Consider the following 21,115-nt stretch of genomic DNA (forward strand, 5'->3'; position numbering starts at 1 on the left):
TACTGGCGTTTTCTGAAAAGCGGGTTATCCCGCTTCAAATATCTTAGTGAGGTTCTCCAACTGCTCCTGAGCATCTAGCCAGTGCATTTCAGTCTCTTCAAGTTTGGTTTTCACTTGCGTCTGCTGCTGTAAACATTGGGTCAAATCAGCCTTACGTGCAATATCGTATAAGGCAGAATCAGCCAATTGTTCTTCGATGACTGCCAGCTCGGTACTGAGCTTATCCATCTGTTTTTCCAGCGTCATAATCTGCTTACGCAATGGCTGAGTCTGGGTTCGGAACTCTGCCTCACGGCGTTTTTGATCTTTACGCTGTTGGGCACTATTACCTGACAACTCTTTTGTCGGATTATCCTGCTGGCTTTGCTGGCGCTGCACATCGACCAAAAATTGCTGATAATCTTCTAAATCGCCGTCGAATTGCTCTACTTTGCCATCATGCACCAGATAGAGGTCATCGGTGGTGGAACGCAGTAAATGGCGGTCATGGGAAACCACCACCAATGCGCCTTCAAAATCAATTAAGGCTTCGGTTAGCGCCTGACGCATATCAAGATCAAGGTGGTTGGTTGGCTCATCGAGTAGCAATAGGTTAGGGCGCTGCCAGATAATCAGTGCCAGTACTAAACGTGCTTTTTCACCGCCGGAGAAGCGGGCCGTTGGGTCAGTAACCTGATCGCCCTGAAAACCGTAGCCACCTAAATAGTCGCGCAGTTGTTGTTCCGACTCTTTGGGTGCCAGGCGGCTCATATGCTGTAGCGGTGATTCATCCGCACGCAAAAACTCCAACTGATGCTGGGCGAAGTAACCCAGTTTAATCCCTTTGGATAAACCAATCTCACCGCTTTGTGGCTCTAAAGTGCCGGCTAGTAACTTAATTAGCGTAGATTTACCCGCACCATTGCGCCCCAACAGACCGATGCGTGAGCCGGGGACCAGATTGAGCTTAATGGACTGCAAAATCGTACGATCACCATAGCCTGCGCTCACTTTCTCCATGCGGAGTAGGGGGTCAGGCAAACTTTCCGGTGTACGGAAGCTGAAGTGGAATGGGTTATCCACATGGGCAGGTGCAATCAGTTCCATCCGCTCAAGCATCTTGATGCGGCTCTGAGCTTGTTTGGCTTTAGTCGCCTGTGCACGGAAACGGTCGATATAGCTTTGTAAATGCGCCACTTTTTCTTGCTGATGCTGATACATCGACTGCTGCTGCGAGAGCTTGGTCGCTCGCTGGCGTTCGAAAGATGAATAGTTACCGGTATATTCATTCAGCGTCTGCTGTTCAATATGCAGAATCTTATCAATAATAGGATCAAGGAAATCGCGGTCATGAGAAATTAATACCAGCGTGCCAGAATAGCTTTTCAGCCACTTTTCCAGCCAGATAACCGCATCTAAATCCAAGTGGTTGGTTGGTTCATCCAGTAGCAGCAAATCAGAGCGGCAAACCAGCGCTTGGGCCAGGTTAAGGCGCATGCGCCAGCCGCCGGAAAATGAACGTACCGGTTGCTGTAATTGCTCTTGAGAAAACCCCAGCCCGTGTAGCAAACTGGCGGCACGGGATTGAATTGTCCAGGCATGGATGGCATCAAGTTTGCCGTGCACGGTGGCGATGGCATGACCATCGTTTTTTTCATTAGCGGCCTGAAGTTCGGCCTCCAATTGGCGATATTCGCGATCCCCGTCGATAACATACTCTATCGCCGGAATATCCAGTGCCGGAGTTTCCTGATTAACCCAGGCCAGTGCCCAGTTACTGGGGAAAGTGGCATTGCCCCCATCGGCGCTCAGTTCGCCTTTGAGCAACGCCAGCAGGGTGGATTTACCACATCCGTTCTTGCCGACCAGCCCGACCTTTTGGCCAGGATTAATCGTTGCTGTAGCGTTGTCCAGCAAGACGCGGGTACCACGTCGTATTTGAAGCGAAGAAAAAACAATCATAGAGTGCCGTATGTTTAGAGTTTACCCGTCATACTTCAAGCTGCATGTGTGTTGGCTGCGCTCGCTCACCCGAATCACTTACTCTAGTAAGCTCATCGGGATTCTCTCGCTTGCCGCCTTCCTGCAACTCGAATTATTTTGGGTATATGTTAAATTATTATCCCCGTGGTTCTTGTCGCTACCGACGGGTAACGCCAATGACTTTGGGTATAAATCTTAGTCTTTTTTAGTCTTTGCGAAGTATGGTAACGGAAAAACCGGACCCTGACGACGCTTTGGAGGGGAATGATGTCGCAGCCACCGAAGGTTTTGCTGCTGTATGCCCATCCGGAATCACAAGACTCGGTGGCAAACCGGGTTTTACTGCAACCGGTGCAGCAGTTAGAACATGTTACTGTGCACGATCTCTATGCACATTATCCTGATTTCTTTATTGATATTCACCATGAGCAGCAATTGCTACGTGAGCATCAAGTTATTGTATTTCAACATCCTCTCTATACCTACAGTTGCCCGGCGTTGCTGAAGGAGTGGCTGGACCGGGTATTAGCTCGTGGGTTTGCCAATGGTGTGGGTGGTCATGCTCTGACGGGTAAGTATTGGCGCTCGGTAATTACCACCGGCGAACCGGAAGGGGCCTATCGGGTAGGGGGCTATAACCGCTATCCGATGGAAGATATTCTGCGCCCTTTCGAATTGACAGCGGCTATGTGCCATATGCATTGGATGAACCCGATGATTATATACTGGGCGCGACGTCAGAAACCGGAAGTCTTAGCCAGCCATGCGCAAGCTTATACACAGTGGTTGCTGTCGCCGTTGCCTGCGGGAGGGCACTGATATATGGAAGGCTCAGCGCTACTTACTGCCATTTTATTATTTTTATTTGCCGCTGTGGTTGCGGTTCCTATTGCTCAACGCCTGGGTATTGGTGCGGTGTTGGGTTATCTGATAGCCGGTATTGCTATTGGTCCATGGGGGTTAGGTTTTATACGTGATGTTGACGAAATACTGCACTTCTCCGAGCTTGGTGTGGTGTTTCTGATGTTTATCATTGGGTTGGAGTTGAATCCAGCCAAGCTATGGCAGTTGCGGCGCTCTATTTTTGGTGTCGGTGCGGGTCAGGTTGTTATTACAGCGGCAGTATTGGGGGCATTACTCTATTTCACTCAGTTCGCCTGGCAGGCGGCGGTTATCGGTGGCATTGGTTTAGCAATGTCCTCGACCGCGATGGCATTGCAGCTAATGCGGGAAAAAGGCATGAACCGCAACGAAGGCGGGCAGCTCGGATTCTCGGTGTTACTGTTCCAGGATATGGCGGTTATACCTGCTTTGGCGTTGATCCCTATTCTGGCGGGGGGCGGTGGTGCTGCCAATGATTGGGTCAAAATTGGTATTAAAGTTGCGGCGTTTGCGGGGATGTTGATTGGTGGTCGCTATCTGCTGCGCCCCTTGTTTCGCTATATTGTCGCCTCTGGTGTGCGGGAGGTTTTTACTGCCGCCGCATTACTGGTGGTATTAGGTTCTGCACTGTTTATGGATGCATTGGGCCTATCGATGGCGTTAGGGACATTTATCGCCGGGATATTACTGGCCGAAAGTGAATTTCAGCACGAACTGGAAATTGCCATCGAACCTTTTAAAGGGTTATTGCTCGGGTTGTTCTTTATTTCGGTTGGGATGGCGCTGAATCTTGGTGTGCTATTCACTCACCTGCTGGATGTGTTGTTAGGTGTGCTGGCGCTGGTATTTATCAAAGGCACCGTATTGTATGGTTTGGCACGTACATTTGGCTTGCGCCGTTCGGTGCGCTTGCAATTTGCCGGAGTGCTCAGTCAGGGCGGTGAATTTGCTTTCGTCTTGTTCTCCGCTGCATTCTCTCAACATGTTCTAAATGCTGAACAACTGGCATTGCTGCTGGTGGTGGTTACGTTGTCGATGATGACGACACCATTATTGATGCAGGCTATCGATCGCATTCTGATCCGCCGTTATAACGCGCAGGAAGAGAGCGATGAGAAGCCGTTCGTGGAAGATAATGATCCGCAGGTGATTATTGTTGGTTTTGGGCGATTTGGTCAGGTGATTGGCCGCCTACTGATGGCGAACAAAATGCGTATTACCGTGTTAGAACGTGATGTCAGTGCGGTGAGTGTGATGCGCAAATACGGTTACAAAGTCTATTACGGCGATGCCACCGAATTGGAACTGTTGCGGGCCGCCGGCGCGGAAAAAGCTAAAGCTATTGTTATCACCTGTAATGAGCCGGAAGATACCATGACATTGGTGCATCTGTGCCAGCAACATTTCCCTGATTTGCACATTCTGGCGCGTGCCAGAGGGCGTGTTGAAGCACATGAACTGTTGCAAAATGGCGTCAAAGACTTCACCCGCGAAACCTTTTCCAGTGCGCTGGAGTTGGGGCGTAAAACGCTATTGGGATTGGGAATGCATCCACATCAAGCTTATCGGGCGCAACAACATTTCCGTCGTCTTGATATGCGGATGCTGCGTGAATTGGTGCCGCAGCATCATGGTGATGTGGCGCAAATCTCCAGAGTTAAAGAGGCCCGCCGTGAACTGGAAGATATTTTCCAGCGAGAAATGCTACATGAAAGTCGGCAGTTAGATGGGTGGGATGAATACGAATAATGTCGGAGAAAACGATGACAAGTGCTCTTAATAAGACAAAAACGCGCAAAAGATTTATCGCTGGAGCGGTTTGTCCAAAATGTAAGGCATTGGATACATTGGCTTTATGGCGTGAAGATCAGGTAGAGGTGGTCGAGTGTGTCAAGTGTGGTCACCATCAACGCCAGACGGATGAACAGGTCAATCAACACGTCCGCCCGCATGAACAAGTGATCGGTATTTTCCATCCCGAGTAGCGTTATCCTTCGCGATTTTTTATGCTGGTGGGTACAGCGGTGCAGATTTCAGCTACAATCTGTGCCAATTTTTGTTCCAAGGGTAGGAGATATCATGAAAGTAGCAAAAGACTTGGTGGTCAGCCTGGCTTACCAGGTACGTACAGAAGACGGTGTTTTAGTTGATGAGTCTCCGGTGAGTGCGCCGTTGGACTACTTGCATGGACACGGTTCCCTGATCGCTGGTTTGGAAAAAGCGCTCGAAGGTCATGAAGCTGGCGACAGCTTTGATGTGCGCGTGAATGCAGACGAAGGCTACGGCAGCTATGATGAAAATCTGGTGCAGCGCGTACCGAAAGACGTCTTTATGGGCGTTGACGAGCTGGAAGTTGGCATGCGTTTCCTGGCTGATACCGATCAAGGTCCAGTACCGGTAGAGATCACTGCTGTTGAAGATGAGCACGTGGTGGTTGATGGTAACCACATGCTGGCGGGTCAGGATCTGAACTTCCACGTTGACGTGGTTGCTATCCGTGAAGCAACAGAAGAAGAGCTGCAACATGGCCACGTACATGGCGAGCATGATCATCATCATGAACACGGTGATGGTTGCTGTGGCGGTCATGGCCATGATGAGAGTGACCACGATCATGAACATGGTAAAGGTGGTTGTGGTAAGGGCGGCTGTGGCTGTCACTAAGATCTGACTCTGTCAGTCAAAAGCCAGCCTTGCGGCTGGCTTTTTGCTATCCGCATTAATAATGCGGAGGCGGTGTCTCTTCTGCTGGCGAGGCCATCATGGAAGACTGAGATTCGCGCAGTTTATCGGTCAACAAGCGCAGATGCTCCCGCAATTTGGTCATTTCCATTTGGTGCTCCGTCACGATCAAATTGAGTTCCTCAATCGTCACTTCCTGAAATGCCAGACGGCTTTCCAGCATTTCCAGCCGTTGTTCAAACAGGGATTGTTCCATATTAATTTCCTCTCATGACTGCAAACCATACCCTCTTATTACTTCCTATTTGATACTCATAGAGAAAAAACAGGGGAAGGGCGATTCTACCTGTAAAACGCCGTGATTGCCTTGCGAGGGTCAAGATATCGATAAAACGAAACTTCTTGTAGTAAAAAAAGTCTTAATATCACTTAATAGCATCAGCATAGAGATTGTTTTGTGTTCGCACAGACAGTTATAGTACAAGTTACACTTATAATCGTTGCTTGGGGTAAGTGTCCTTAAGCCAATGGAGAAATGGATGAAATCACTGTTTAAAGTAACGCTACTGGCTACCACCATGGCGCTGACCCTGAATACCTCTGCTACTTTCGCTGCTGAAGCAGCCAAAACCGCAGCCGCGCCAGCAACGACCAATAGCGCATTTAAAAATGATGACCAGCAATCTGCTTATGCATTAGGCGCATCATTAGGGCGTTACATGGATAATTCCCTAAAAGAACAAGAAAAGCTGGGTATTAAACTGGATAAAGACCAGTTGATCGCCGGTGTTCAGGACGCGTTTGCTAACAAAAGCAAACTGACTGATGCAGAAATTGAAAGCACTCTGCAAAGTTTTGAAGCTCGCGTAAAAGCTTCTGCTCAGGCAAAAATGGAGCAGGACGCTAAAGAAAATGCCGATAAGGGCGCTAAGTATCGCGATACTTTCGCTAAAGAAAAAGATGTGAAGAAAACCGCATCTGGCCTGCTGTACAAAGTAGAGAAAGCCGGTACTGGTGAAGCACCAAAAGACAGTGATACCGTGGTTGTTAATTACAAAGGGACACTGACTGATGGCACTGAGTTTGATAACTCCTACAAGCGTGGTGAGCCATTATCCTTCCGCTTGGACGGTGTTATCCCAGGTTGGACTGAAGGCCTGAAGCAAATCAAAAAAGGTGGCAAGATCACCCTGGTTATCCCACCAGAACTGGCTTACGGCAAAACTGGCGTCCCAGGTATCCCAGCTAACTCTACTCTGGTATTCGATGTAGAACTGTTAGATGTGAAAGCGGCACCAAAAGCTGATGCTCCAGAAGAGCAACCAGCAGCAGCTGCAGGCGAAAAAGCGAAGAAGTAATTCAGCTTAGTTCACCGATTCTGCTTATAACCGCTGCGATAATTGTCGTGGCGGTTTTTTTTGCGGCACATCTATCAATTTTCACTTCTGTTCGTTGATAACTTGACGGTTTATGGCTTGTGGGCTTAACGTCAATATCACGCGCAAACGCAAGGATTTTATCTCAGCATATTTGCTAGACTTAAAATCTAAGATATTGAGTTATGAGTCTGCCAACGATATTGAGACAGGCTTTACCTAGAGGATGGTGTCTTCGATGTCTAATTCGCTTCTCAGTAGCGAAACCAGTGAACTGGATTTACTGGATGAACGTCCGTTCAGTCAGACGGACCATGAAATACTAAAATCATACGAAGCTGTCGTTGATGGCTTAGCTATGCTTATTGGCGGCCACTGTGAAATCGTTCTGCACTCACTGGAAGATCTGAAAAGCTCTGCGGTAAGAATTGCGAATGGAGAACACACTGGAAGGCAAATTGGTTCACCGATAACCGACTTGGCTCTACGGATGTTGCACGATATGGCCGGTGCTGATAGCAGTGTTTCAAGAGCTTATTTCACCCGAGCCAAAAGTGGTGTACTGATGAAATCAGTCACTATCGCTATCCGTAACCGTGACCAGCGTGTTATTGGCTTGCTGTGCATCAACATGAATCTGGATGTGCCTTTCTCACAAATCATCCAAACGTTTATGCCGCCGGAAACGCAGGAAGTTGCTTCCTCGGTCAACTTTGCCTCATCTGTTGATGATTTGGTGGCGCAAACACTTGAATTTACCATCGAAGAAGTCAATGCGGACCGTAATGTTTCTAACAATGCGAAGAACCGCCAAGTGGTACTTAATCTTTATGAAAAGGGTATTTTTGATATCAAAGATGCCATCAATCAGGTTGCAGAACGGCTTAATATCTCTAAACACACCGTCTATCTCTACATTCGCCAATTCAAAAGTGGCGACCTTGTAGGGCACGACCGTTAATGTCTGGCGTGAAAAGATATTGTCTTATGGTCACTGGGCCTGCTTATGGTACGCAGCAGGCCAGTAGTGCTTATCAATTTGCACAAGCGCTGATAAATTCAGGTCACAGTTTGGTGAGTGTTTTCTTCTATCGCGAAGGCGTTTTGAACGCTAACCAATTAACTGCCCCTGCCAGTGATGAATTTGACTTGGTAAGGGCGTGGCAACAATTGGCGGCTGAACATGCTGTTATGTTGCATGTGTGTGTGGCGGCGGCATTACGCCGTGGTGTAACCGACCAACAGGAAGCCGAACAACTCAATCTTGCGGCAGCGAATCTGCAACCGGGTTTTACCTTAACCGGCTTGGGTGCGTTAGCCGAAGCCGCATTGACCTGTGATCGCATGGTGCAATTTTAATGGCAATGAAACGTGTCGCTTTTGTTTTCACCCAAGGTCCGCATGGCAATTCGGCAGGGCGGGAAGGGTTGGATGCCTTACTGGCTACATCGGCATTAAGCGAAGATTTAGGTGTATTCTTTCTGTCAGATGGTGTTTTGCAGCTATTACCTCAGCAACAACCGGAAATAATTCTCGCCAGAAACTATATTGCCACTTTCGGTGTCTTACCCCTGTACGATGTTGAGAATTGTTATATCTGCGAAGCCTCATTAGAGCAACGCGGGTTGAGTGGTGTGACGAACTGGATCCTTGATGTCGAGGTATTATCTCCGGTAAATTTACGTCGCCAATTGGCAACTTATGATGTTGTGCTGACTTTTTAATGGGATTTGGGTCGCTATAATGCTGTATACCGTCAGTCATTCTCCTTATCGTTGCGATTTATCTGCTTTGCTGAGATTAGTCACATCCGAAGATGAGATTCTCTTTCTACAAGATGGCGTTATGACTGTTTTGAAAAACAGTGAAAGTCTTAAGCTATTGTTAAATAACCCAGCTTCTCTATTTGTGTTAGAAGATGACGTTATTGCACGTGGTTTGTCTGGTCAAATTTCAGACAGCGCTACGCTAATCGGCTATACTCACTTCGTGGATTTGACCCTAAAACATCAGCAACAACTGGCATGGTAATGCAGTCAATGCTGTATATTTCTTGACACCTTAGATAGTCAGCCATAAAATTCTGCGTCCTCGTTCTCTGCCAGTCGTGCAAACGAGGGGGATTTATCACGTGTTTACGAAGCAAAAAACCAGGAGCTTTTTTAATAATGGCAACGATTAACCAGCTGGTTCGCAAGCCACGCAGCATGAAGGTTGCTAAAAGCAACGTTCCTGCGCTGGAAGCATGCCCGCAGAAACGTGGTGTATGTACCCGCGTATATACCACCACCCCGAAAAAACCTAACTCCGCACTGCGTAAAGTTTGCCGTGTGCGTTTAACTAACGGTTTTGAAGTCACCTCCTACATTGGCGGTGAAGGTCATAACCTACAGGAACACTCCGTGATCCTGATCCGTGGCGGTCGTGTAAAAGACTTGCCAGGTGTGCGTTACCACACCGTCCGCGGCGCGCTTGACTGCTCAGGTGTTAAAGACCGTAAGCAATCACGTTCTAAGTACGGCGTGAAGAAGCCAAAGGCTTAATGGTTCTCCGTTAAGTAAGGCCAAACATTTTCACATTAATGTCAAAATAAACTCTTAGAGTTTTGGACAACCCTGAATTAACAACGGAGTATTTCCATGCCACGTCGTCGTGTAATTGGTCAGCGTAAAATTTTGCCAGATCCTAAGTTCGGATCTGAATTGCTGGCTAAATTTGTAAATATCCTGATGGTAGATGGTAAAAAATCTACTGCAGAAGCAATCGTCTATACCGCGCTGGAAACCCTGGCTCAGCGTTCTGGTAAAGATTTTCTGGAAGCTTTCGAAGTAGCTCTGGATAACGTGCGCCCGACTGTCGAAGTTAAGTCTCGCCGCGTTGGTGGTTCTACTTATCAGGTACCAGTTGAAGTTCGTCCGGTTCGTCGTAATGCCTTGGCAATGCGTTGGATCGTTGATGCTGCTCGTAAACGCGGTGATAAATCCATGGCTTTGCGCTTGGCGAATGAACTGTCTGACGCAGCAGAGAACAAAGGTTCTGCTGTTAAGAAACGTGAAGACGTTCACCGTATGGCCGAAGCTAATAAGGCGTTCGCGCACTACCGCTGGTAATCACCACGCAGTAGCTATGCTAACCATGCGGGCACTTTAATAGTTAACCCGCATGGTTAACCGAATGAACGCCTAAGGCAATAGAGGAATCAAATGGCTCGTAAAACACCCATTGAGCGCTATCGTAATATCGGTATCAGCGCTCACATCGACGCCGGTAAGACAACCACTACCGAACGTATCCTGTTTTACACCGGTGTAAACCATAAGATCGGTGAAGTTCATAACGGCGCAGCCACTATGGACTGGATGGAACAAGAGCAGGAACGTGGTATTACCATTACTTCTGCGGCTACTACCTGCTTCTGGTCTGGTATGGCTAAACAGTATGAACCACATCACATCAATATCATTGACACCCCAGGGCACGTTGACTTCACCATTGAAGTTGAACGTTCTATGCGTGTTCTTGACGGTGCGGTAATGGTTTACTGTGCAGTTGGTGGTGTTCAGCCACAGTCTGAGACCGTATGGCGTCAGGCGAACAAATATAAAGTCCCACGCATTGCGTTCGTTAACAAAATGGACCGCATGGGTGCTAACTTCCTGAAAGTTGTTGGCCAGCTTAAAGCTCGTCTGGGCGCGAATCCAGTTCCATTGCAACTGGCAATCGGCGCGGAAGAGAAATTCACTGGTGTTATCGATCTAGTGAAAATGAAAGCGATCAACTGGAATGAAGCCGATCTGGGTGTGACCTTCGAATACGAAGAGATCCCTGCTGATATGGCTGAGCTGGCTGCTGAATGGCACCAGAATCTGGTTGAATCGGCTGCAGAAGCGTCTGAAGAGTTGATGGACAAGTATTTGGGCGGCGAAGAGCTGACCGAAGAAGAAATCAAGAAAGCTCTGCGTCAACGTGTTCTGCGCAACGAAATTATCTTGGTTACCTGTGGTTCTGCGTTTAAAAACAAAGGCGTACAGGCAATGCTGGATGCAGTTATCGATTATCTGCCAGCGCCAACTGACGTTGAAGCAATCAACGGTATTTTGGACGATGGTAAAGATACTCCGGCTGTTCGTCATTCAGACGACAAAGAGCCGTTCTCTGCATTGGCATTCAAAATTGCTACCGACCCGTTTGTGGGTAACCTGACATTCTTCCGTGTGTACTCTGGCATTGTTAACTCCGGTGACACTGTGCTGAACTCAGTACGTTCGCGTGAAGAGCGTTTGGGTCGTATCGTACAGATGCACGCCAACAAACGTGAAGAGATCAAAGAAGTTCGCGCAGGCGACATCGCAGCAGCGATCGGCCTGAAAGACGTGACGACGGGTGACACCTTATGTGATCCAAAGCATGTGATCATTCTGGAACGTATGGAGTTCCCTGAGCCAGTGATCTCTGTTGCCGTTGAACCAAAAACCAAAGCCGACCAGGAAAAAATGGGTATGGCTCTGGGGCGTCTGGCAAAAGAAGATCCATCATTCCGTGTGTGGACTGACGAAGAATCAGGTCAGACTATCATCGCTGGTATGGGTGAGCTGCACTTGGATATCCTGGTTGACCGTATGCGCCGCGAATTTAGCGTGGAAGCAAACATCGGTAAACCTCAGGTTGCTTACCGTGAAACTATCCGCGATACCGTCAAGGACGTGGAAGGTAAGCACGCTAAGCAGTCAGGCGGTCGTGGTCAGTACGGTCATGTTGTTATCGATATGTCTCCGTTACCACCGGGTGGCGCTGGGTATGAATTCGTCAACGAAATCGTTGGTGGTTCTATTCCTAAAGAGTTCATCCCTGCTGTTGATAAAGGTATCCAGGAACAACTGAAGTCCGGTCCTCTGGCTGGTTATCCGGTTGTGGACGTTAAAGTGCGTCTGCACTACGGTTCTTACCATGATGTTGACTCCTCAGAATTGGCGTTTAAATTAGCCGGTTCTATCGCCTTTAAAGAAGGTTTCAAACGAGCTAAACCAGTTCTGCTTGAGCCAATAATGAAGGTTGAAATCGAAACCCCTGAAGATTATGCGGGTGACGTAATGGGTGACCTGAGTCGTCGTCGTGGCATGATCGAAGGTATGGAAGATACGTTAACTGGTAAGACTATTCGTGCCCAGGTTCCGTTGTCTGAAATGTTCGGTTATGCTACTGACCTGCGCTCTCAGACCCAGGGCCGTGCTTCATACTCTATGGAGTTCCTGAAGTATGCTGAAGCGCCGAGTAACGTCGCTCAAGCCGTTATCGAAGCCCGTGGCAAATAAGCTTTCGGGTTTAAAACAATGATCCAGTGCTCTCTCATAAGTGGTAGAGCACCAGAGTAAGGAATATAGTCGTGTCTAAAGAAAAATTTGAACGTAACAAACCCCATGTAAACGTCGGTACTATCGGCCACGTTGACCATGGTAAAACTACCCTGACTGCAGCAATCACTACCGTACTGGCTAAAACCTACGGCGGTAGCGCTCGTGCTTTCGATCAGATCGATAACGCACCAGAAGAAAAAGCTCGTGGTATCACCATCAACACTTCTCACGTTGAATATGACACCCCGACTCGTCACTATGCGCACGTTGACTGCCCAGGACACGCCGACTACGTTAAAAACATGATCACCGGTGCTGCTCAGATGGACGGCGCGATCTTGGTTGTTGCTGCAACTGATGGTCCTATGCCACAGACTCGTGAACACATCCTGTTGGGTCGCCAGGTTGGCGTTCCATACATGATCGTATTCATGAACAAATGTGACATGGTTGACGACGAAGAGCTGCTGGAACTGGTAGAAATGGAAGTTCGTGAACTTCTTTCTGCTTACGATTTCCCAGGCGACGACATTCCAGTAATCAAGGGCTCAGCTCTGAAAGCACTGGAAGGCGTTCCTGAGTGGGAAGCAAAAATTATCGAACTGGCTGAAGCATTGGATACTTATATTCCACTGCCAGAACGTGCTATCGATAAGCCATTCTTGCTGCCAATCGAAGACGTATTCTCTATCTCAGGCCGTGGTACTGTTGTAACTGGTCGTGTAGAGCGCGGTATCGTTAAAGTTGGTGAAGAAGTAGAGATCGTTGGTATCAAAGATACTGTTAAATCTACTTGTACTGGCGTTGAAATGTTCCGCAAACTGCTGGACGAAGGCCGTGCTGGTGAGAACGTTGGTGTTCTTCTGCGTGGTATCAAACGTGAAGATATCGAACGTGGTCAGGTTCTGGCTAAACCAGGTTCTATCAAACCACACACTACCTTTGATTCAGAAGTTTATATTCTGAGCAAAGACGAAGGCGGCCGTCATACTCCGTTCTTCAAAGGCTACCGTCCTCAGTTCTACTTCCGTACAACTGACGTAACCGGTACCATCGAACTGCCAGAAGGCGTTGAAATGGTAATGCCTGGTGATAACGTGAACATGGTTGTTACCTTGATTCACCCAATCGCAATGGACGACGGTCTGCGTTTCGCAATCCGTGAAGGTGGCCGCACTGTAGGCGCTGGTGTTGTTGCTAAAGTTATCGCTTAATTGCTTTACTGATTAATTATTTTATTGATCAAGTAACCAAGGGTGCTTCGGCACCCTTTTTTATTGATAAAGTGAATAATCTTAATTGAAATAACACGCATTCTTATTTACACTTGAGGGATTGGTTAAGAAGTGAGTCTCTCTATGTATGTTTGTCTGTGTAATGCGGTATCTGACAAAGTTATCCGTAAAGCTGTACGTCAGCACCATCCACATACCATTAAACAACTGCGTCAATTGGTACCCATTGGTACAGACTGCGGTAAGTGCATCCGACAGGCCAGAGAGATACTGATCGAGGAACGCGCGAACATTCCAGAAATGAATGATGTTGCCTAATAGTTAGCAGGGAGAAGTATTCCCCACACTTTGCCATCTGGTACTACACTTTGTGTACTGGAAGCGGAGGGTATAGTTATGAAAGGCGATAAAAAGATAATTGCACATCTCAATACACTACTCGGCAACGAGCTAGTTGCCATCAATCAATATTTTCTCCATGCCCGAATGTTTAAAAACTGGGGGCTGATGCGCCTTAATGATAAGGAGTATCACGAATCTATAGACGAAATGAAGCATGCCGATAAATACATCGAACGTATTTTATTCCTCGAAGGTATTCCTAACTTACAGGACTTGGGTAAGCTGAATATTGGCGAGGATGTTGAGGAAATACTGAAATCAGATTTAGCTCTCGAGCTCGCCGGGGCGAAGGATCTGCGTGAAGGTATTGCTTATGCTGATTCTATCCATGATTATGTTAGTCGCGATTTATTGAAAGAAATTCTTGCTGATGAAGAGGGCCATATTGACTGGCTCGAAACAGAACTGAGTCTGATTGAGCGTTTAGGTATACAAAACTACTCTCAGGCACAGTTGGCGAAAGACTAAACACTTGCAAGATAGCTTGTTTATTAACCATAAGATTACGCAGTCAAAAAGAGTGAGAATCCTTCTTGGACTCACTCTTTTTTTCATTCCTACCGCACAAATTAACCTTATATCCCCTTAATTAAATTATCTGGCAAGTTTTTGCATAGATTCCCAACACTGACTTGCTTCCTGCTGGTATTTACGTATAATGCGCGGGCCTACCTAATCTTGGTTGGCCAGATTGAAACTAATCTGTCAGTCATAGCCTAGTGCTGTTACTGAACAATACTCCCGATATGGGGGTTATATGTTGAACGATTACACTCCCCCATCAATCGAAATGGGTGCGAGGAGTAATCATTTACGTTTATAAATAATTGGAGCTCTGGTCTCATGCAGAACCAAAGAATCCGTATCCGCCTGAAAGCGTTTGATCATCGCTTGATCGATCAATCAACTGCGGAAATCGTCGAGACTGCCAAGCGCACTGGTGCGCAGGTTCGCGGTCCGATCCCGCTGCCAACTCGCAAAGAGCGCTTTACCGTTCTGATCTCTCCGCACGTCAATAAAGATGCGCGCGATCAGTACGAGATTCGCACTCACAAGCGTCTGGTTGACATCGTTGAGCCAACCGAGAAAACCGTTGATGCTCTGATGCGTCTGGATCTGGCTGCTGGTGTAGACGTGCAGATCAGCCTGGGTTAATCAGGTCATTGAGCGATTGAGAGGTTGAAACAATGATTGGTTTAGTCGGTAAGAAAGTGGGTATGACGCGTATCTTCACTGAAGATGGCGTTTCAATCCCAGTAACTGTTATCGAAATTGAAGCGAACCGCGTAACTCAGGTCAAAAGCCTGGAGAACGACGGATACCGTGCTGTGCAAGTAACTACCGGTGCTAAAAAAGCTAACCGCGTTACTAAACCAGAAGCGGGTCATTTCGCTAAAGCTGGCGTAGAAGCTGGCCGTGGTCTGTGGGAATTCCGCCTTCCAGAAGGTCAAGAATTCACTGCTGGCCAAGAAATTAGCGTCGAAATCTTTGCAGACGTTAAGAAAGTCGACGTTACAGGTACGTCTAAAGGTAAAGGTTTTGCCGGTACTGTTAAGCGCTGGAACTTCCGTACCCAAGATGCTACCCATGGTAACTCCTTGTCTCACCGCGTTCCGGGTTCTATCGGTCAGAACCAGACTCCGGGCAAAGTGTTTAAAGGCAAGAAAATGGCAGGCCATATGGGTGATGAACGTGTAACTGTTCAAAGCCTGGATGTAGTACGTGTTGACGCTGAGCGCAACCTACTGCTGGTCAAGGGCGCTGTACCGGGAGCAACCGGTGGCAACCTGATCGTAAAACCGGCTGTCAAGGCGTAACGTCGAGGAGATAGGAATGGAATTGGTAATGAAAGACGCGCAAGGCGCGCTGACTGTTTCCGAAACTACCTTCGGGCGTGATTTCAATGAAGCGCTTGTACATCAGGTTGTTGTTGCTTACGCAGCAGGTGCCCGTCAAGGTACTCGTGCTCAGAAGACCCGTGCTGAAGTAACAGGTTCCGGTAAGAAACCGTGGCGCCAGAAAGGCACCGGCCGTGCGCGTGCAGGTTCTGTAAAGAGCCCAATCTGGCGTTCAGGTGGTGTGACCTTTGCTGCGAAGCCTCAGGATCACAGTCAGAAAGTAAATAAAAAGATGTACCGCGGCGCGCTGAAAAGCATTCTGTCCGAATTGGTACGTCAAGATCGTCTGATCATTGTCGAAAAATTCTCTGTTGAAGCACCTAAAACTAAGTTGCTGGCGCAGAAACTGAAAGATATGGCTCTGGAAGATGTGCTGATCGTAACGGGTGAACTGGACGAGAACTTGTTCTTGGCAGCTCGCAACCTGTACAAGGTTGACGTTCGCGATGTAGCCGGTATCGACCCAGTTAGCCTGATCGCCTTCGATAAAGTGGTTATGACTGCTGATGCTGTGAAGCAAGTTGAGGAGATGCTGGCATGATTCGTGAAGAACGTCTGCTGAAAGTACTGCGCGCGCCGCATGTATCTGAAAAAGCGTCCGCTGCGATGGAAAAGAATAACACCATCGTTCTCAAAGTTGCCAAAGACGCGACCAAAGCAGAAATTAAAGCTGCAGTGCAGAAACTGTTTGAAGTCGAAGTCGAAGACGTTAACACCTTGCTGGTTAAAGGCAAGAGTAAGCGTCACGGTCAGCGTGTTGGTCGTCGTAGCGACTGGAAAAAAGCTTACGTCACCCTGAAAGAAGGCCAGAATCTGGACTTCATCGGCGGCGCAGAGTAAGTCGGAGGAGTAAAACAATGGCAATTGTTAAATGTAAACCTACATCTCCGGGTCGTCGCCACGTTGTTAAGGTGGTTAACCAGGAGTTGCATAAGGGTAAGCCTTATGCCCCGTTGCTTGAGAAATTAAGCAAAAGCGGTGGCCGTAACAACAATGGCCGTATCACTACCCGTCATATCGGTGGTGGCCACAAGCAACATTATCGTCTGGTTGACTTCAAACGCAACAAAGATGGTATCCCTGCAGTGGTTGAGCGTCTGGAGTACGATCCGAACCGTTCCGCGAATATCGCGCTGGTTCTGTACAAAGACGGCGAACGCCGTTATATCCTGGCGCCAAAAGGCCTGAAAGCTGGTGACCAGATTCAATCTGGCGTTGATGCGGCAATTAAAGCAGGTAACACCCTGCCTATGCGTAACATCCCAGTTGGTTCAACGGTTCATAACGTAGAAATGAAACCAGGTAAAGGCGGCCAATTGGCTCGTTCTGCTGGTGCATACGTTCAGATCGTTGCTCGTGACGGTTCCTACGTTACTCTGCGTCTGCGCTCCGGCGAAATGCGCAAGGTTCAAGCTGATTGCCGCGCCACCTTAGGTGAAGTCGGTAACGCTGAACACATGCTGCGTGTGCTGGGTAAAGCAGGTGCTAGTCGTTGGCGTGGTATTCGTCCTACCGTTCGCGGTACGGCGATGAACCCGGTAGATCACCCACACGGTGGTGGTGAAGGTCGTAACTTTGGTAAGCACCCGGTAACTCCGTGGGGCGTTCAAACCAAAGGTAAGAAGACCCGTAGCAACAAGCGTACTGATAAGTTCATCGTACGTCGCCGTAGTAAAAAATAATTAGAGGATAAGCCATGCCACGTTCTCTCAAGAAAGGTCCCTTCATTGACCTGCACTTGCTGAAGAAGGTAGAGAAAGCGGTGGAAAGCGGAGACAAGAAGCCAATTCGGACTTGGTCCCGTCGTTCAACGGTCTTTCCAAATATGATCGGTTTGACCATCGCTGTCCATAATGGTCGTCAGCACGTTCCCGTTTTTGTAGCCGATGAAATGGTCGGTCACAAACTGGGTGAATTCGCGCCGACCCGTACTTATCGCGGCCATGCGGCCGATAAAAAGGCTAAAAAGCGCTAAGGTAGGAGGAAGAGATGGAAACTATCGCTAAACATCGCCACGCTCGTTCTTCTGCTCAGAAGGTTCGCTTGGTAGCGGACCTGATTCGCGGTAAGAAAGTGTCGCAAGCTCTGGAAACTCTGGCCTATACCAACAAGAAAGCTGCTGGTTTGGTTAAGAAGGTACTAGAGTCTGCCATTGCTAACGCAGAACACAACGATGGCGCTGACATCGATGATCTGAAAGTCACGAAGATCTTCGTAGACGAAGGCCCTAGCATGAAGCGCATTATGCCGCGTGCAAAAGGTCGTGCAGATCGCATCCTGAAGCGCACCAGCCACATTACTGTGGTTGTGTCCGATCGCTGAGACTCTGGAGACTAGCAATGGGTCAGAAAGTACATCCTAATGGTATTCGACTAGGTATTGTCAAAGCTTGGAACTCTACCTGGTACGCAAATACCAAAGAATTCGCTGACAACCTGGACGGCGACTTTAAAGTTCGCCAATTCCTGACTAAGGAATTAGCGAAAGCTTCCGTTTCTCGCATCGTTATCGAGCGTCCAGCGAAGAGCATCCGTGTGACTATTCACACCGCTCGTCCTGGCATCGTTATCGGCAAGAAAGGTGAAGATGTCGAAAAACTGCGTAAGGTCGTAGCGGATATCGCTGGCGTTCCTGCACAGATTAACATCGCCGAAGTCCGTAAACCGGAACTGGACGCAAAATTGGTTGCTGACAGCATCACTTCACAGCTGGAACGTCGTGTTATGTTCCGTCGTGCTATGAAGCGTGCTGTACAGAACGCAATGCGTCTTGGCGCTAAAGGTATCAAAGTTGAAGTAAGCGGCCGCCTTGGCGGTGCTGAAATCGCGCGTACCGAATGGTACCGTGAAGGTCGTGTTCCGTTGCATACACTGCGTGCGGATATCGATTACAACACATCTGAAGCGCACACCACTTATGGTGTAATCGGCGTTAAGGTATGGATCTTCAAAGGTGAGATCTTGGGTGGTATGGCTGCTGTTGAACAACCGGAACCGGCTGCTCAACCTAAAAAGCAGCAGCGTAAAGGCCGCAAGTAAGGAGAATCGCTGATGTTACAACCAAAGCGTACAAAATTCCGTAAGATGCACAAAGGCCGTAACCGTGGCCTTGCGCAAGGTACGGATGTTAGCTTCGGTGAGTTCGGCCTGAAAGCTTGTGGCCGTTGCCGCCTGACGGCTCGTCAAATCGAAGCAGCCCGTCGTGCGATGACACGTGCAATTAAGCGTCAAGGTAAGGTCTGGATCCGTGTATTCCCGGACAAGCCGATCACCGAGAAGCCGCTCGAAGTGCGTATGGGTAAAGGTAAGGGTAACGTAGAGTATTGGGTTGCCCTGATCCAGCCAGGAAAAATGTTGTTTGAAATGGCTGGTGTACCTGAAGAAACTGCTCGCGAAGCATTTAAGCTCGCAGCAGCGAAACTGCCTGTAGGAACCACCTTTGTAACTAAGACGGTGATGTGATGAAAGCACAAGAGCTGCGTGAAAAAAGCGTTGAAGAGCTGAACACTGAGCTGCTCAACCTGCTGCGTGAGCAATTCAATTTGCGCATGCAGGCGGCTAGTGGCCAGCTGCAACAAACTCACCTGTCGAAACAAGTGCGCCGTAATATCGCACGTGTTAAGACTTTACTGACTGAGAAGGCGGGTGCGTAATGACTGAGCAAATCCGTACTCTGCAAGGTCGCGTAGTTAGTGACAAAATGGAGAAATCCATGGTTGTTGCTATCGAACGTGTGGTGAAACACCCTATTTACGGGAAATTCATCCGTCGTACGACGAAATTGCATGTACATGACGAGAACAATGAATGTGGAATCGGTGACGTGGTAGAAATCCGCGAATGCCGTCCACTGTCAAAGACTAAGTCTTGGACGCTTGTTCGCGTTGTAGAGAAAGCGATTCTGTAATAGAGTAGCCAACTCGAACATAATAAACGGCTCAGAAAGTGGGCCGTTTATTTTTTCTACCCATAATTTGGAAGCGGTGTTATAATGCTGCGCCCTCATTAATGGGGCTTTTAAACGACCTATTCTGGGTCCTAAAGTAGTAGTTGACATTAGCGGAGCACTAACATGATCCAAGAACAGACTATGCTGAACGTGGCCGACAACTCCGGTGCACGTCGCGTAATGTGTATCAAGGTTCTAGGTGGCTCGCACCGTCGCTACGCAGGCATCGGCGACATCATCAAGATCACCATCAAGGAAGCAATTCCTCGTGGCAAGGTGAAGAAAGGCGATGTTCTGAAGGCGGTAGTGGTGCGCACCAAGAAGGGTGTACGTCGCCCGGACGGTTCTGTCATTCGCTTCGATGGTAACGCTTGTGTTATTTTAAATAATAACAGCGAGCAGCCAATCGGCACGCGTATTTTTGGGCCGGTAACTCGTGAACTGCGTAATGAGAAGTTCATGAAAATTATCTCTCTGGCACCAGAAGTACTCTAAGGAGCGAACCATGGCAGCGAAAATCCGTCGTGATGACGAAGTTATCGTGCTAACCGGGAAAGACAAAGGTAAGCGCGGTAAAGTAAAGAATGTCCTGTCTGCTGGTAAGGTCATTGTTGAAGGTATCAACCTGGTTAAAAAACATCAGAAGCCGGTTCCGGCCCTGAACCAACCAGGTGGCATTGTTGAAAAAGAAGCTGCAATTCAAGTTTCCAACCTTGCGCTGTTCAACACGACAACCGGTAAGGCTGACCGTGTAGGCTTTAGATTCGAAGACGGCAAAAAAGTCCGTTTCTTTAAATCTAATAGCGAAACTATCAAGTAATTTGGAGTAATACGATGGCGAAACTGCATGATTACTACAAAGACGAGGTGGTCAAACAACTGATGTCTCAGTTTGGCTACAACTCTGTCATGCAAGTCCCTCGGGTCGAGAAGATCACCCTGAACATGGGTGTTGGTGAAGCGATCGCTGACAAGAAACTGCTGGACAATGCAGCAGCTGACTTGGCAGCAATCTCCGGTCAAAAACCGTTTATCACCAAAGCACGCAAATCTGTTGCAGGCTTCAAAATCCGTCAGGGCTATCCGATCGGCTGTAAAGTAACCCTGCGTGGCGAACGCATGTGGGAATTCTTTGAGCGTCTGATTACCATTGCTGTACCTCGTATCCGTGACTTCCGTGGCTTGTCCGCTAAGTCATTCGATGGTCGTGGTAACTACAGCATGGGTGTGCGCGAGCAGATCATCTTCCCGGAAATCGACTACGATAAAGTCGATCGTGTACGTGGTTTGGATATTACCATTACCACTACTGCGAAATCCGATGATGAAGGCCGTGCATTGTTGGCTGCTTTTAAATTCCCATTCCGCAAGTAAGG

31 protein-coding genes are annotated in these 21,115 nt (G+C 48.2%); 29 read left to right on the plus strand and 2 right to left on the minus strand.

All coding sequences use genetic code 11. The annotated features are described in order from the left end of the window. Positions 1 to 24 precede the first annotated feature (24 nt). Positions 25 to 1,941, minus strand: coding sequence for an ABC transporter ATP-binding protein (locus Q2T72_RS01185; protein WP_083161177.1), 1,917 nt, complete (start codon positions 1,939 to 1,941; stop codon positions 25 to 27). 288 nt (positions 1,942 to 2,229) lie between these two features. On the opposite strand from Q2T72_RS01185, the gene kefG reads away from it, so the two are divergent. From kefG to slyD, 4 genes are all read left to right on the plus strand, one after another. Beyond that, the gene (gene kefG, locus Q2T72_RS01190) at positions 2,230 to 2,781 is read left to right on the plus strand and encodes a glutathione-regulated potassium-efflux system ancillary protein KefG (RefSeq protein ID WP_193784847.1); all 552 of its coding nucleotides are present in this window, start codon (positions 2,230 to 2,232) and stop codon (positions 2,779 to 2,781) included. Between the two features lie 3 nt (positions 2,782 to 2,784). After that, positions 2,785 to 4,593, plus strand: a complete 1,809-nt coding sequence (kefB, locus tag Q2T72_RS01195) for a glutathione-regulated potassium-efflux system protein KefB (RefSeq protein WP_083161175.1) — start codon at positions 2,785 to 2,787, stop codon at positions 4,591 to 4,593. Between the two features lie 14 nt (positions 4,594 to 4,607). Then, positions 4,608 to 4,829 carry a YheV family putative zinc ribbon protein gene (locus Q2T72_RS01200; RefSeq protein ID WP_372560345.1) on the plus strand — a complete coding sequence of 74 codons (222 nt, stop codon included), beginning with the start codon at positions 4,608 to 4,610 and terminating at the stop codon, positions 4,827 to 4,829. Positions 4,830 to 4,923: 94 nt separating this feature from the next. Beyond that, on the plus strand, positions 4,924 to 5,508 hold the full coding sequence (gene slyD / locus Q2T72_RS01205; protein ID WP_083161174.1) for a peptidylprolyl isomerase: 585 nt from the start codon (positions 4,924 to 4,926) through the stop codon (positions 5,506 to 5,508). A 55-nt stretch (positions 5,509 to 5,563) separates the two neighbouring features. On the opposite strand, the gene Q2T72_RS01210 is transcribed toward slyD, so the two are convergent. After that, positions 5,564 to 5,782, minus strand: coding sequence for a protein SlyX (locus Q2T72_RS01210; protein ID WP_005186209.1), 219 nt, complete (start codon positions 5,780 to 5,782; stop codon positions 5,564 to 5,566). 283 nt (positions 5,783 to 6,065) lie between these two features. Here Q2T72_RS01210 and fkpA point away from each other — a divergent pair, with 283 nt between their 5' ends. The 25 genes from fkpA to rplE all read left to right on the plus strand — a co-directional run bounded on the left by fkpA (position 6,066) and on the right by rplE (position 21,113). Next, complete coding sequence (gene fkpA, locus Q2T72_RS01215) at positions 6,066 to 6,884, plus strand: FKBP-type peptidyl-prolyl cis-trans isomerase (RefSeq protein ID WP_083161173.1); 819 nt, start codon at positions 6,066 to 6,068, stop codon at positions 6,882 to 6,884. Between the two features lie 256 nt (positions 6,885 to 7,140). Continuing rightward, a complete protein-coding gene (locus Q2T72_RS01220) occupies positions 7,141 to 7,863 on the plus strand; it encodes a transcriptional regulator (protein ID WP_032906602.1) in 723 nt (240 codons plus the stop codon). Next, the gene (gene tusD, locus Q2T72_RS01225) at positions 7,863 to 8,261 is read left to right on the plus strand and encodes a sulfurtransferase complex subunit TusD (protein ID WP_083161172.1); all 399 of its coding nucleotides are present in this window, start codon (positions 7,863 to 7,865) and stop codon (positions 8,259 to 8,261) included. The genes Q2T72_RS01220 and tusD overlap by 1 nt, the downstream gene beginning before the upstream one ends. Further along, a complete protein-coding gene (gene tusC / locus Q2T72_RS01230; RefSeq protein WP_083161171.1) occupies positions 8,261 to 8,626 on the plus strand; it encodes a sulfurtransferase complex subunit TusC in 366 nt (121 codons plus the stop codon). Before tusD ends, tusC begins: the two co-directional genes overlap by 1 nt. Positions 8,627 to 8,645: 19 nt before the next feature. Then, positions 8,646 to 8,933 (plus strand): sulfurtransferase complex subunit TusB, encoded by a 288-nt coding sequence (gene tusB / locus Q2T72_RS01235; protein WP_049601300.1) that lies wholly within the window; start codon positions 8,646 to 8,648, stop codon positions 8,931 to 8,933. Positions 8,934 to 9,070: 137 nt separating this feature from the next. Beyond that, positions 9,071 to 9,445, plus strand: coding sequence for a 30S ribosomal protein S12 (gene rpsL / locus Q2T72_RS01240; protein ID WP_002212323.1), 375 nt, complete (start codon positions 9,071 to 9,073; stop codon positions 9,443 to 9,445). A gap of 96 nt (positions 9,446 to 9,541) precedes the next feature. After that, on the plus strand, positions 9,542 to 10,012 hold the full coding sequence (gene rpsG / locus Q2T72_RS01245; RefSeq protein ID WP_002212324.1) for a 30S ribosomal protein S7: 471 nt from the start codon (positions 9,542 to 9,544) through the stop codon (positions 10,010 to 10,012). A gap of 93 nt (positions 10,013 to 10,105) precedes the next feature. Then, positions 10,106 to 12,214 (plus strand): elongation factor G, encoded by a 2,109-nt coding sequence (gene fusA / locus Q2T72_RS01250; RefSeq protein ID WP_083161170.1) that lies wholly within the window; start codon positions 10,106 to 10,108, stop codon positions 12,212 to 12,214. A 71-nt stretch (positions 12,215 to 12,285) separates the two neighbouring features. Then, on the plus strand, positions 12,286 to 13,470 hold the full coding sequence (gene tuf / locus Q2T72_RS01255; protein ID WP_005186230.1) for an elongation factor Tu: 1,185 nt from the start codon (positions 12,286 to 12,288) through the stop codon (positions 13,468 to 13,470). A gap of 144 nt (positions 13,471 to 13,614) precedes the next feature. Further along, complete coding sequence (bfd, locus tag Q2T72_RS01260) at positions 13,615 to 13,809, plus strand: bacterioferritin-associated ferredoxin (protein WP_005186233.1); 195 nt, start codon at positions 13,615 to 13,617, stop codon at positions 13,807 to 13,809. A 78-nt stretch (positions 13,810 to 13,887) separates the two neighbouring features. Then, entirely contained in the window at positions 13,888 to 14,361 is a 474-nt protein-coding gene (bfr, locus tag Q2T72_RS01265; RefSeq protein WP_083161169.1) for a bacterioferritin, read from the plus strand. Between the two features lie 375 nt (positions 14,362 to 14,736). Beyond that, a complete protein-coding gene (gene rpsJ, locus Q2T72_RS01270; protein WP_001181005.1) occupies positions 14,737 to 15,048 on the plus strand; it encodes a 30S ribosomal protein S10 in 312 nt (103 codons plus the stop codon). 32 nt (positions 15,049 to 15,080) lie between these two features. Next, positions 15,081 to 15,710: a 50S ribosomal protein L3 gene (gene rplC / locus Q2T72_RS01275; protein ID WP_002218932.1), complete on the plus strand. Its 630-nt coding sequence runs from the start codon at positions 15,081 to 15,083 to the stop codon at positions 15,708 to 15,710. A 16-nt stretch (positions 15,711 to 15,726) separates the two neighbouring features. Then, complete coding sequence (gene rplD, locus Q2T72_RS01280) at positions 15,727 to 16,332, plus strand: 50S ribosomal protein L4 (protein WP_004702326.1); 606 nt, start codon at positions 15,727 to 15,729, stop codon at positions 16,330 to 16,332. Next, positions 16,329 to 16,631 (plus strand): 50S ribosomal protein L23, encoded by a 303-nt coding sequence (rplW, locus tag Q2T72_RS01285; protein WP_005159841.1) that lies wholly within the window; start codon positions 16,329 to 16,331, stop codon positions 16,629 to 16,631. The genes rplD and rplW overlap by 4 nt, the downstream gene beginning before the upstream one ends. A gap of 17 nt (positions 16,632 to 16,648) precedes the next feature. Continuing rightward, complete coding sequence (gene rplB / locus Q2T72_RS01290; protein ID WP_005186240.1) at positions 16,649 to 17,473, plus strand: 50S ribosomal protein L2; 825 nt, start codon at positions 16,649 to 16,651, stop codon at positions 17,471 to 17,473. A gap of 14 nt (positions 17,474 to 17,487) precedes the next feature. Then, positions 17,488 to 17,766: a 30S ribosomal protein S19 gene (gene rpsS / locus Q2T72_RS01295; RefSeq protein ID WP_032818077.1), complete on the plus strand. Its 279-nt coding sequence runs from the start codon at positions 17,488 to 17,490 to the stop codon at positions 17,764 to 17,766. A 14-nt stretch (positions 17,767 to 17,780) separates the two neighbouring features. After that, positions 17,781 to 18,113 carry a 50S ribosomal protein L22 gene (rplV, locus tag Q2T72_RS01300; protein WP_004391423.1) on the plus strand — a complete coding sequence of 111 codons (333 nt, stop codon included), beginning with the start codon at positions 17,781 to 17,783 and terminating at the stop codon, positions 18,111 to 18,113. Between the two features lie 17 nt (positions 18,114 to 18,130). After that, positions 18,131 to 18,829, plus strand: a complete 699-nt coding sequence (gene rpsC, locus Q2T72_RS01305; protein WP_083161167.1) for a 30S ribosomal protein S3 — start codon at positions 18,131 to 18,133, stop codon at positions 18,827 to 18,829. A 12-nt stretch (positions 18,830 to 18,841) separates the two neighbouring features. Next, positions 18,842 to 19,252: a 50S ribosomal protein L16 gene (rplP, locus tag Q2T72_RS01310; RefSeq protein WP_038242806.1), complete on the plus strand. Its 411-nt coding sequence runs from the start codon at positions 18,842 to 18,844 to the stop codon at positions 19,250 to 19,252. Further along, positions 19,252 to 19,443, plus strand: coding sequence for a 50S ribosomal protein L29 (gene rpmC / locus Q2T72_RS01315; protein ID WP_005159843.1), 192 nt, complete (start codon positions 19,252 to 19,254; stop codon positions 19,441 to 19,443). The genes rplP and rpmC overlap by 1 nt, the downstream gene beginning before the upstream one ends. Then, positions 19,443 to 19,697, plus strand: a complete 255-nt coding sequence (rpsQ, locus tag Q2T72_RS01320) for a 30S ribosomal protein S17 (RefSeq protein WP_032820219.1) — start codon at positions 19,443 to 19,445, stop codon at positions 19,695 to 19,697. Before rpmC ends, rpsQ begins: the two co-directional genes overlap by 1 nt. Positions 19,698 to 19,862: 165 nt before the next feature. After that, the gene (gene rplN / locus Q2T72_RS01325) at positions 19,863 to 20,234 is read left to right on the plus strand and encodes a 50S ribosomal protein L14 (protein ID WP_002213325.1); all 372 of its coding nucleotides are present in this window, start codon (positions 19,863 to 19,865) and stop codon (positions 20,232 to 20,234) included. 10 nt (positions 20,235 to 20,244) lie between these two features. After that, the gene (gene rplX / locus Q2T72_RS01330; RefSeq protein WP_049612315.1) at positions 20,245 to 20,559 is read left to right on the plus strand and encodes a 50S ribosomal protein L24; all 315 of its coding nucleotides are present in this window, start codon (positions 20,245 to 20,247) and stop codon (positions 20,557 to 20,559) included. Between the two features lie 14 nt (positions 20,560 to 20,573). Next, entirely contained in the window at positions 20,574 to 21,113 is a 540-nt protein-coding gene (rplE, locus tag Q2T72_RS01335; RefSeq protein ID WP_004391419.1) for a 50S ribosomal protein L5, read from the plus strand. The last annotated feature ends 2 nt before the right edge of the window (positions 21,114 to 21,115 follow it).

Source organism: Yersinia sp. 2466 StPb PI (assembly GCF_041538325.1).
Classification (GTDB): Bacteria; Pseudomonadota; Gammaproteobacteria; order Enterobacterales; family Enterobacteriaceae; genus Yersinia; species Yersinia enterocolitica_E.

What these genes read in the sequence shown, in the direction of transcription:
- rplE (WP_004391419.1), top strand. Translation starts at nt 20,574, where the DNA reads ATGGCGAAACTGCATGATTACTACAAAGACGAGGTGGTCAAACAACTG.
- Q2T72_RS01210 (WP_005186209.1), bottom strand. Translation starts at nt 5,782, where the DNA reads ATGGAACAATCCCTGTTTGAACAACGGCTGGAAATGCTGGAAAGCCGT.
- fkpA (WP_083161173.1), top strand. Translation starts at nt 6,066, where the DNA reads ATGAAATCACTGTTTAAAGTAACGCTACTGGCTACCACCATGGCGCTG.
- Q2T72_RS01220 (WP_032906602.1), top strand. Translation starts at nt 7,141, where the DNA reads ATGTCTAATTCGCTTCTCAGTAGCGAAACCAGTGAACTGGATTTACTG.
- rpsL (WP_002212323.1), top strand. Translation starts at nt 9,071, where the DNA reads ATGGCAACGATTAACCAGCTGGTTCGCAAGCCACGCAGCATGAAGGTT.
- rpsC (WP_083161167.1), top strand. Translation starts at nt 18,131, where the DNA reads ATGGGTCAGAAAGTACATCCTAATGGTATTCGACTAGGTATTGTCAAA.
- rpmC (WP_005159843.1), top strand. Translation starts at nt 19,252, where the DNA reads ATGAAAGCACAAGAGCTGCGTGAAAAAAGCGTTGAAGAGCTGAACACT.
- rplW (WP_005159841.1), top strand. Translation starts at nt 16,329, where the DNA reads ATGATTCGTGAAGAACGTCTGCTGAAAGTACTGCGCGCGCCGCATGTA.
- rplN (WP_002213325.1), top strand. Translation starts at nt 19,863, where the DNA reads ATGATCCAAGAACAGACTATGCTGAACGTGGCCGACAACTCCGGTGCA.
- Q2T72_RS01185 (WP_083161177.1), bottom strand. Translation starts at nt 1,941, where the DNA reads ATGATTGTTTTTTCTTCGCTTCAAATACGACGTGGTACCCGCGTCTTG.
- bfr (WP_083161169.1), top strand. Translation starts at nt 13,888, where the DNA reads ATGAAAGGCGATAAAAAGATAATTGCACATCTCAATACACTACTCGGC.
- Q2T72_RS01200 (WP_372560345.1), top strand. Translation starts at nt 4,608, where the DNA reads ATGACAAGTGCTCTTAATAAGACAAAAACGCGCAAAAGATTTATCGCT.
- rplD (WP_004702326.1), top strand. Translation starts at nt 15,727, where the DNA reads ATGGAATTGGTAATGAAAGACGCGCAAGGCGCGCTGACTGTTTCCGAA.
- bfd (WP_005186233.1), top strand. Translation starts at nt 13,615, where the DNA reads ATGTATGTTTGTCTGTGTAATGCGGTATCTGACAAAGTTATCCGTAAA.
- kefB (WP_083161175.1), top strand. Translation starts at nt 2,785, where the DNA reads ATGGAAGGCTCAGCGCTACTTACTGCCATTTTATTATTTTTATTTGCC.
- tusC (WP_083161171.1), top strand. Translation starts at nt 8,261, where the DNA reads ATGGCAATGAAACGTGTCGCTTTTGTTTTCACCCAAGGTCCGCATGGC.
- fusA (WP_083161170.1), top strand. Translation starts at nt 10,106, where the DNA reads ATGGCTCGTAAAACACCCATTGAGCGCTATCGTAATATCGGTATCAGC.
- kefG (WP_193784847.1), top strand. Translation starts at nt 2,230, where the DNA reads ATGTCGCAGCCACCGAAGGTTTTGCTGCTGTATGCCCATCCGGAATCA.
- rplP (WP_038242806.1), top strand. Translation starts at nt 18,842, where the DNA reads ATGTTACAACCAAAGCGTACAAAATTCCGTAAGATGCACAAAGGCCGT.
- rpsS (WP_032818077.1), top strand. Translation starts at nt 17,488, where the DNA reads ATGCCACGTTCTCTCAAGAAAGGTCCCTTCATTGACCTGCACTTGCTG.
- rplX (WP_049612315.1), top strand. Translation starts at nt 20,245, where the DNA reads ATGGCAGCGAAAATCCGTCGTGATGACGAAGTTATCGTGCTAACCGGG.
- rplB (WP_005186240.1), top strand. Translation starts at nt 16,649, where the DNA reads ATGGCAATTGTTAAATGTAAACCTACATCTCCGGGTCGTCGCCACGTT.
- tusD (WP_083161172.1), top strand. Translation starts at nt 7,863, where the DNA reads ATGTCTGGCGTGAAAAGATATTGTCTTATGGTCACTGGGCCTGCTTAT.
- tusB (WP_049601300.1), top strand. Translation starts at nt 8,646, where the DNA reads ATGCTGTATACCGTCAGTCATTCTCCTTATCGTTGCGATTTATCTGCT.
- rpsJ (WP_001181005.1), top strand. Translation starts at nt 14,737, where the DNA reads ATGCAGAACCAAAGAATCCGTATCCGCCTGAAAGCGTTTGATCATCGC.
- rpsQ (WP_032820219.1), top strand. Translation starts at nt 19,443, where the DNA reads ATGACTGAGCAAATCCGTACTCTGCAAGGTCGCGTAGTTAGTGACAAA.
- rplC (WP_002218932.1), top strand. Translation starts at nt 15,081, where the DNA reads ATGATTGGTTTAGTCGGTAAGAAAGTGGGTATGACGCGTATCTTCACT.
- rpsG (WP_002212324.1), top strand. Translation starts at nt 9,542, where the DNA reads ATGCCACGTCGTCGTGTAATTGGTCAGCGTAAAATTTTGCCAGATCCT.
- slyD (WP_083161174.1), top strand. Translation starts at nt 4,924, where the DNA reads ATGAAAGTAGCAAAAGACTTGGTGGTCAGCCTGGCTTACCAGGTACGT.
- rplV (WP_004391423.1), top strand. Translation starts at nt 17,781, where the DNA reads ATGGAAACTATCGCTAAACATCGCCACGCTCGTTCTTCTGCTCAGAAG.